We start from the raw sequence: 7,099 nt of genomic DNA, 5'->3' as shown, positions 1-7,099 counted from the left end.
CGGCGGCGCTGCCGCGGCCCTAGCAGGTCTGCGCCGGGCCCGGCCGAGCAGGTGGTGCGGGGGTCGCGTCCAACCCCGCGAGCGAGGCGAGCAGCCGGAGCTGGTCGTCGGCGGCACCGGGCTGCGGGGTGAACACGACCATGACCGGCCCCGGGTTGCCGGGCAGCGGGTACGCGTCCCACTCCAGCGCGATGTCGCCCACTCGCGGGTGGTGGATCACCTTGGCGCCGTGCACGCTCTCGCGTACGTCGTGCCGCGCCCACAGGCGGCGGAACTCGGGGCTGCGGATGCTGAGCTCGCCCACGACCGCGACCGCCCGGGGGTGGTCCGGGTCCGCGGCGACGGCGGCGCGTAGCATCCCGATGTAGTCGAGCGCCGTCGTCTCCCAGTCCGCGCAGCGCAGCCGGGACCCGTCCTCGTCGAACAGTGCGGTCAGGAAGTTGCGGCGCTCGGGCGGGTAGGCCGCCGGGTCGCCGAGCAGCTCTGCGGCGAGGTCGTTCCACGCGAGGACGTCGAGATGACGGCCCAGCACGACGGCGGGCACGCCCAGATGGGTCAGCAGGCGCGCCGTGCTCTGGGGCACCCGCTCGGGCCTGCGGTGGACGGGCGGCGCGGGCTGCCGTGTGGCCCGAGCGAGCATGAGCATGTGCCGCCGCTCGATCTCGTCCAGCTCCAGCGCGTCGGCGAGCGAGTCGAGCACCGCGTCGGACGGGCGCACGTTCCGGCCCTGCTCCAGGCGCTGGTAGTAGTCGGCGCTCAGGCCCGCCAGCATCGCGACCTCCTCGCGGCGCAGCCCGTCGACCTAGCGCCGCGGCCCGGGCTCCAGCCCCAGGTCCTCCGGCGTGGTGCGCTGCCGGCGCGACCGCAGGAAGTCTCCCAGCTCGCGCGCGTAGGTCTGCTCCGCCGTCATGCTCCCCAGTGTGCGCCCCCGTCCCCCGGCCAGGGTGGTCCTGCCAGACCGAGGGAGGCGAGGACGCGTGGGACCCGGCCGGAGCGGCCTAGCGTCGCCGACCATGAACCCGTGGAACACCTCCGACATCCCTGACCAGACCGGCCGGCTCGCGATCGTGACCGGGGCGAACTCCGGCCTCGGCCGCGTGACGGCGACCGAGCTCGCCCGCCACGGCGCCGACGTCGTCCTCGCCGTCCGGAACGTAGTGGCCGGTGAGGACGCCGCACGCGACATCTCCTCCGCCGTGCCCGGCGCCAAGCTGCGCGTGCGGCGGCTGGACCTGGCGTCACTCGCGTCGGTGCGGGCGTTCGCCGACGGCGTCGCCGAGGAGCTCGGGCGGGTCGACCTCCTCGTGAACAACGCGGGTCTGGTGGTCCTGGGGCCGCGCCGGACGACGTCCGACGGCTTCGAGCTGCACCTCGGCACCAACCTCCTGGGCCATTTCGCGCTGACCGGGCGCCTGCTCCCGCTGCTCGCCCGTGGCGAGGCGCCGCGCGTGGTCTCCCTCAGCTCCATCACGCACAAGACCGCGCACCTCGACTTCGACGACCTCATGTCCGAGCGCGACTACCGCGCCGCGCCGGCCTACGGGGCCTCCAAGCTCGCGACCACCGTGTTCGGCCTCGAGCTCGACCGGCGGCTGCGGGCCGCAGGGTCGCCCGTGCTCAGCGCGCTCGCGCATCCCGGTATCTCCGGCACCAACCTGACTCCGCGCGCCTGGGCGGACCGAGGCCGGGCCGGCCGCTGGATCGCGCGCCTCGGTCTGCTCGCGACACAGCCGGTCGAGCAGGGCGCGCTGCCGCAGCTCCGGGCGGCCACGGCTCCCGGGGTGCGAGGCGGTCAGTTCTTCGGCCCTGGCGGGTTCCGCGAGATGCGCGGCCGCGTCGTCGAGGCACCGGCATCCGCGGAGGCGGCCGACCCCGCCGTCGGGCAGCGGCTGTGGAGCGTGGCGCAGGAGCTGACCGGGGTGACGTACCTCTAGGCTCCGGGGGCCTCGCCGGCCAGCGGCATCAGGCCGCGCTCGGCGAACACCCTCTTGGCGACGGCGACGGCGTTCAGTGCCCGCGGGAACCCGCAGTAGACCGAGCTGTGCAGAAAGACCTCGACGATCTGCTGCGGCGTGAGCCCGACCTTCAGCGACGCGCCGATGTGCACCTCGAGCTGCGGTTCGCTGCCCCCCATCGCGGTGAGGATCCCGAGGGTCACGAGCTGCCGCTCCCGCGGGTCCAGCTCGGGCCGGGACAGGATGTCGCCGTAGCCCCACGCGACGATCTGGTGACCGAGCTCGGGAGCGATGTCGGCCAGCGACTCGATCACCCCGTGGCCCGCGCCGTCGTGGAACGCGTCGAGGGCCGCCTTGCCGGATGCGAATCTCTCCGCCCGCGAAGTCTCGTTCTCGGTCATCGTCTTCCCCTCCTGGACTGCCTGCGTGGGTGATGTGGGCTGAATCGGTTGCCACCGGGGCAAACGCCTGTAGGCGTGATGCCCAGTCCAGCCCATCGGCGGCGGGCGACGCAAGATCTCGCGGGTGATATATGCCCAGGTCAACCTTTGTTTCGAGGCATTGGCCGGGGGTCAGCACCCCGCACAGGCCCGCGGCGGCCGAACCGGGCATCTCAGAACATCTCGACACAGGACGGGGCGCGCAGAAGAATCACCCCATGGACGCGAGGTTGCGGACGACGGCGGAGCGGGCGCTGGAGCGAGCGCTGGGGCACCAGCGATGGCGCGTCGACGGGGAGAAGGTCATCGCCACGTTCGCCTTCGGTGGCTCGCTGGCGATCAACGCGACAGCGTGGGAGGCGGGTGCCACGACGGGCCTCTGGCCGGTGGTCGGCGCGGCGATCCTCGCCCTGGCCGCGATCGCGACGCTCGCGCTGTACCTGGCCGACCGCATCAGGGAGCCGGAGGTCACCGCGATCCTCGCCCGGTCCCGGCGCGAGCAGTGGGACGCCGACCGGACCGACTTCGAGTTCTTCCGCGCCCTGTACGTGCGGGTCGCCTTCAACGAACACGTCCTGCGCACGACGTACGCACTGACCTGGACGTGCGTCGCGCTGTCGGTGCTCGCGCTCGTCTCCGGGTCGCTGGCGATGCTCACGCTGCCGGGGTGACGATGCGGAAAAAGGATCTCCATGGAGCGGGGTGGGGCCCGCTGCGCTGGCCCTTCGAACGTCGCTGGATCCGGAGGGCCGAAGCCCTGGTGGACCGGGAGCTCGCGCGGTGGACCGAGGCGCCTGCGGCAGCAGACCCTGCGACGTCGGACCCGGAGACGCCCGAACCGGAACCCGCGCCCGACGAGAAATCCTGACGACCTGGGCCTCCCGTTCGGCTAACTTCTTCCGGTGCACAGGGTGTCGGTGGTCGGAGCGTCCGGGTCGGGCAAGTCCACGTTCGCGCGCCGGCTGGCCGACCACCTCGCCATCCGGCACGTCGAGCTGGACGCCCTCTACTGGGGTCCGGGGTGGACGCCACGCCCGCACGAGCACTTCGTGGGCGACGCCGGGGCCGCCGTCGCCGGCGACGAGTGGGTGATCGACGGCAACTACTCCGTGCTGCAGGCCGCGATCTGGAAGCGTGCCGACACCGTCGTCTGGATCGATCCGCCGACGCCGCTCGTGCTCGCGCGGGTGTACCGCCGGACGCTGCTGCGCGCGATCGACCAGGCCGAGCTCTGGCCGGGCACGGGCCTCCGCCAGCCCTGGACCGACGCGCTCGCGCCCTGGAAGCGGGACTCGATCGTCCGGTGGTCGTTGCAGCAGCGCAGGAGCCATCCGCGACGCTACGGGGACGCGATGAGCGCCCCCGAGAACGCCCACCTGACGTTCCACCGGCTGCGGTCCCGGCGCGATGTGGAGATGTTCCTCGGCGGGACCATGCGAGCTCAGCCGGCGTGAACCGGACGCACCAGTACGATCCCCCCATGTCTGCAGACGACGCGAAGCCCAAGGGCGAGCTCATCCGGCCTTCCGACGCCCAGCCCCCGGCCTCGTGGGCGGGACGTCAGGTCAACGTGTTCTGGACGCAGCTGGGACAGTTCCGCTACCTGGCCGCCGACGTGCGCAAGGTCGGACGCTGGCTGACGGGCAAGCTGACGGGCCGCCCCGGCGCCTGACCTCCCCCCGGCCCGGGTCAGGCGCTCAGCGCCGCGACGGTCAGGGTGCCCGCGTCGGCGTCGAGCTCGCACCGGACGCCGAGCGGCACGGAGACCGGGTTCTCGATGTGCCCGAGCGGCAGCCCGGCGAGGATCGGCACGCCGAGAGAGCCGAGCCGGTCCCGGAGCACGTCGAGGACGTTCCAGCCCCGGTCCTCGTAGCCGTCGAAGCCTTCGAGCGAGCCCACCGCGACACCCGTGATGCCCGCGAGCGCCCCCGACAGGATGAGCTGGGTCAGCGGCCGGTCGACCATCCCCAGCCCGACCGTGCGGTTGAGCTCCAGCAGCAGGACGTGGCCCGCGAGGTCGTTGTCGACGATGCCGACGCTGCGGGCCAGCATCTCGAGGTTGCCGCCGAACAAGGGGCCCGAGGCCGTGCCCGACGTCGTGAGGTACGCGCCGTACTGCTCGGTGTCGCTCCGGACAGGCTCGCCGGCCTCGCCGCGCAGGAGGTTCAGCACGGTCGTGGCCCGCGTCCCGGCCACCGCGCCGTGGACCGACGGGACGCCCGCCTGGTGCCAGACCTGGTGCAGCGCGGTGATGTCGCTGAACCCGATGATCGGCTTGGGATCGGCCCGGAGCGCGTCGGTGTCGACGTCCGCCAGCAGTCGCAGGCTGCCGCAGCCGCCCCGGAGGGTCAGGATCGCGCGGACCTCCGGGTCGCGGATGGCGTCGTTCAGGTCCGCGGCGCGCTCCGCGTCGCCGCCGGCCAGGTAGCCGAGTCGGTCGTCGGCGTGCTTGCCGAGCCGCGCCTTGAACCCCCATGACTCGACGGTCGCGATGCTCTCGTCGACCCACGACTCGTCGCTCCAGCTGGCGGGCGAGACGAGGGCGACGGCGTCGCCGGGCTCCAGCCTCTTGAGGGGTGCCAGGTCAGGTCGAAGCTGTGAGACGCGCGCCATGGCCCGGACGTTACCCGCTCGGCGAGCGGTCTCACGCCCTGCTCTGGTCTGCGGTGATGCCGTGCAGCAGGCCGGTGGTCTGCCCGATCTCGATGAGGTACCCGTCCGGGTCGCTCAGGTAGCAGCGCAGCTCCGCACCGCGGTCCTGCGGCTCGGTGAGGAAGTGTGCGCCCTTCGCCCGCGCGTCGGCGTAGAACGCCGCGATGTCGGCGACCCGGACGTTGAGGAACGCGGAGACCGGGTCGCCGGGTTCGGGCGGCCGCAGGACGACGTCCGGCTTGTCGGGCGTGGGTCCGCCTCCGGGATTCATGATGATCCACGTGTTGGCGACCCGGACCGTCGCGGGGTTCTCCGCCCGGACCACCTGCCCGCCGAAGATCGCGGCGTAGAACTCCCGCGACACCTCGACGTCTCGCACGGTCAGGAAGTGGGTCACGACAAGCCCTTCCGAGGGGGCCGGAAAGTCGTCGACGGTCATCGCTGCTCCTCCTGTCCTTCGTGGCCCTCCGCACGGCCACACCGGTCGACAACCTGACCGGACGTGTACCGCATCTGTGACCGTGAGGCCCAGCCATCGACCATGCACCTGCTGCCAGATCCGCCGTCGGACTGGCAGCAGGTGCATGGTCGGCACATCGGGGGGGGGAGCACCGGGCCGCCATAACGCCCTGGGCATGACGAAGGCCCCCAGATCCGCAGAGTTACGCGGTTGGGGGCCTTCAGGGTGCGGTAGCGGTGGGATTTGAACCCACGGTGGACTTTCACCCACACACGCTTTCGAGGCGTGCTCCTTAGGCCGCTCGGACACGCTACCTTCGCCCACCACGTCAGCAGCAGACCGTAGGAGGATACCCGGTCGGACCCCGGTTCCACGAATCGGTTCCCCGACGAGGCGATCCGGGCGCCCGGCACCCCGTCAGGCGCCCCCTGAAACCCGCCCCGACCGCGCTCCCAGCAACCGCACAGAGAGCCACAGGCGCGGCCCAGCCGTGTCACAGGGTGCGGATCGATTCGTGCGTTTGCCTCGTGTTCATCACCTCGCCAACCTCGGAGACCCGATGAACCAGCTCATGCTCCACGCGGTCGACCTCGTCGCCGTCACCATCCTGACCTTCGCGCTGTACTTCCCGCGGCACCGTCGGCGAGACCTCGTCGTCGCCTTCCTCGGCGTCAACGTGGGCGTGCTCGCGGTCTCCGCGACGCTGTCCGCGAGCGCCGTCGCGGCGGGCCTGGGACTCGGCCTGTTCGGTGTGCTGTCGATCATCCGGCTGCGCTCCACCGAGCTGTCGCAGCACGAGGTCGCCTATTACTTCGCGTCGCTCGCGCTCGGCCTGCTGGGCGGGCTGGGGACGAGCGCCGGCTGGCTCGGCCTGGCGGGCACCGGTCTGATCCTCCTGGTCATGGCGCTGGCCGACCACCCACGACTGTTCGCGCGGCACCACAGCGAGCTGGTGGTCCTGGACCGCGCGATCGCCGACCGGACCGAGCTGGCAACCCACCTGGAGCAGCTCCTGGGGGCGCGCGTGCACGCCATGTCGGTACAGCGCCTGGACCTCGTGAACGACTCCACCTGGGTGGACGTGCGGTACTCGGAGGCGCGCCGTCTGCCGATCCTGACCGACGACGGCACCGGCGCCCCCACCCTGCACGAGGGAACCGTAGCCGGCGGCCACCCGGAGCTGGCGGCGGCCCGATGATCGCCGACCTCGCCCCGGTGACCCTCGACGAGCTGAACGACGCCGCTGCCCTCCAGACCCGCCGCGACCGCAAGTACGTGCTGACCCCGGACGAGCTGGAGCGCCTGCTCGCGGGTCTGCCCCCGGCCCGGGTCCTGGAGATCGACGGGTCCCGCTCGTTCGCCTACGACTCCACCTACTTCGACACCCCGGAGCTGGACGCGTACCGCCTGGCGGCGACGCGCCGCCGTCGGCGGTTCAAGGTCCGCACCCGGACCTACGTCGACACCGGGTCGTGCTTCGTCGAGGTGAAGACCCGCGCCGGTCGCGGCACCACGGTCAAGGAGCGGCAGCCGCACGACGACGCCGACCACCTCGGCGTCGCCCGCGCCTTCGTCTCGGACCGCCTGGCCGA

The 7,099-nt window shown here is 72.3% G+C and carries 10 protein-coding genes and 1 tRNA gene; 6 read left to right on the top strand and 5 right to left on the bottom strand.

Features of this window, described 5'->3' with window-relative positions:
* Positions 1-19: 19 nt before the first annotated feature.
* Complete coding sequence (locus PROKR_RS06630; RefSeq protein ID WP_281171677.1) at positions 20-793, bottom strand: helix-turn-helix transcriptional regulator; 774 nt, start codon at positions 791-793, stop codon at positions 20-22.
* A gap of 220 nt (positions 794-1,013) precedes the next feature.
* On the opposite strand from PROKR_RS06630, the gene PROKR_RS06625 reads away from it, so the two are divergent.
* A complete protein-coding gene (locus tag PROKR_RS06625) occupies positions 1,014-1,934 on the top strand; it encodes an oxidoreductase (RefSeq protein WP_036960943.1) in 921 nt (306 codons plus the stop codon).
* Here the strand turns inward: PROKR_RS06625 and PROKR_RS06620 are convergent.
* Positions 1,931-2,356: a carboxymuconolactone decarboxylase family protein gene (locus PROKR_RS06620; RefSeq protein WP_036960941.1), complete on the bottom strand. Its 426-nt coding sequence runs from the start codon at positions 2,354-2,356 to the stop codon at positions 1,931-1,933. The genes PROKR_RS06625 and PROKR_RS06620 overlap by 4 nt on opposite strands.
* A gap of 257 nt (positions 2,357-2,613) precedes the next feature.
* On the opposite strand from PROKR_RS06620, the gene PROKR_RS06615 reads away from it, so the two are divergent.
* The 3 genes from PROKR_RS06615 (at position 2,614) to PROKR_RS06605 (ending at position 4,067) form a co-directional block, all read left to right on the top strand.
* Positions 2,614-3,066: a hypothetical protein gene (locus PROKR_RS06615; protein WP_036960940.1), complete on the top strand. Its 453-nt coding sequence runs from the start codon at positions 2,614-2,616 to the stop codon at positions 3,064-3,066.
* Between the two features lie 231 nt (positions 3,067-3,297).
* Complete coding sequence (locus tag PROKR_RS06610; protein ID WP_036960938.1) at positions 3,298-3,849, top strand: P-loop NTPase family protein; 552 nt, start codon at positions 3,298-3,300, stop codon at positions 3,847-3,849.
* 26 nt (positions 3,850-3,875) lie between these two features.
* Complete coding sequence (locus tag PROKR_RS06605; protein ID WP_020017808.1) at positions 3,876-4,067, top strand: hypothetical protein; 192 nt, start codon at positions 3,876-3,878, stop codon at positions 4,065-4,067.
* A 17-nt stretch (positions 4,068-4,084) separates the two neighbouring features.
* Here the strand turns inward: PROKR_RS06605 and PROKR_RS06600 are convergent, their stop codons facing one another.
* The 3 genes from PROKR_RS06600 to PROKR_RS06590 form a co-directional block, all read right to left on the bottom strand.
* Positions 4,085-5,008 carry a S66 peptidase family protein gene (locus PROKR_RS06600; protein ID WP_051432744.1) on the bottom strand — a complete coding sequence of 308 codons (924 nt, stop codon included), beginning with the start codon at positions 5,006-5,008 and terminating at the stop codon, positions 4,085-4,087.
* A 31-nt stretch (positions 5,009-5,039) separates the two neighbouring features.
* Positions 5,040-5,486, bottom strand: a complete 447-nt coding sequence (locus PROKR_RS06595) for a VOC family protein (RefSeq protein WP_036960936.1) — start codon at positions 5,484-5,486, stop codon at positions 5,040-5,042.
* Positions 5,487-5,735: 249 nt separating this feature from the next.
* Positions 5,736-5,822 (bottom strand) — tRNA-Ser (locus PROKR_RS06590).
* Between the two features lie 244 nt (positions 5,823-6,066).
* Between PROKR_RS06590 and PROKR_RS06585 the strand changes: the two genes are divergently transcribed.
* Both PROKR_RS06585 and PROKR_RS06580 read left to right on the top strand, forming a co-directional pair.
* Positions 6,067-6,705: a DUF4956 domain-containing protein gene (locus PROKR_RS06585; RefSeq protein WP_036960934.1), complete on the top strand. Its 639-nt coding sequence runs from the start codon at positions 6,067-6,069 to the stop codon at positions 6,703-6,705.
* On the top strand, positions 6,702-7,099 hold a 398-nt coding region (locus tag PROKR_RS06580), incomplete at its 3' end, for a VTC domain-containing protein (protein WP_036960932.1). The genes PROKR_RS06585 and PROKR_RS06580, both read left to right, overlap by 4 nt.

The organism is Promicromonospora kroppenstedtii DSM 19349 (assembly GCF_000515355.1).
GTDB classification, from domain to species: Bacteria; Actinomycetota; Actinomycetes; order Actinomycetales; family Cellulomonadaceae; genus Promicromonospora; species Promicromonospora kroppenstedtii.
The sequence above is the reverse complement of the archived record's forward strand: the minus strand, read 5'-3'. Positions and strand labels throughout refer to the sequence as shown.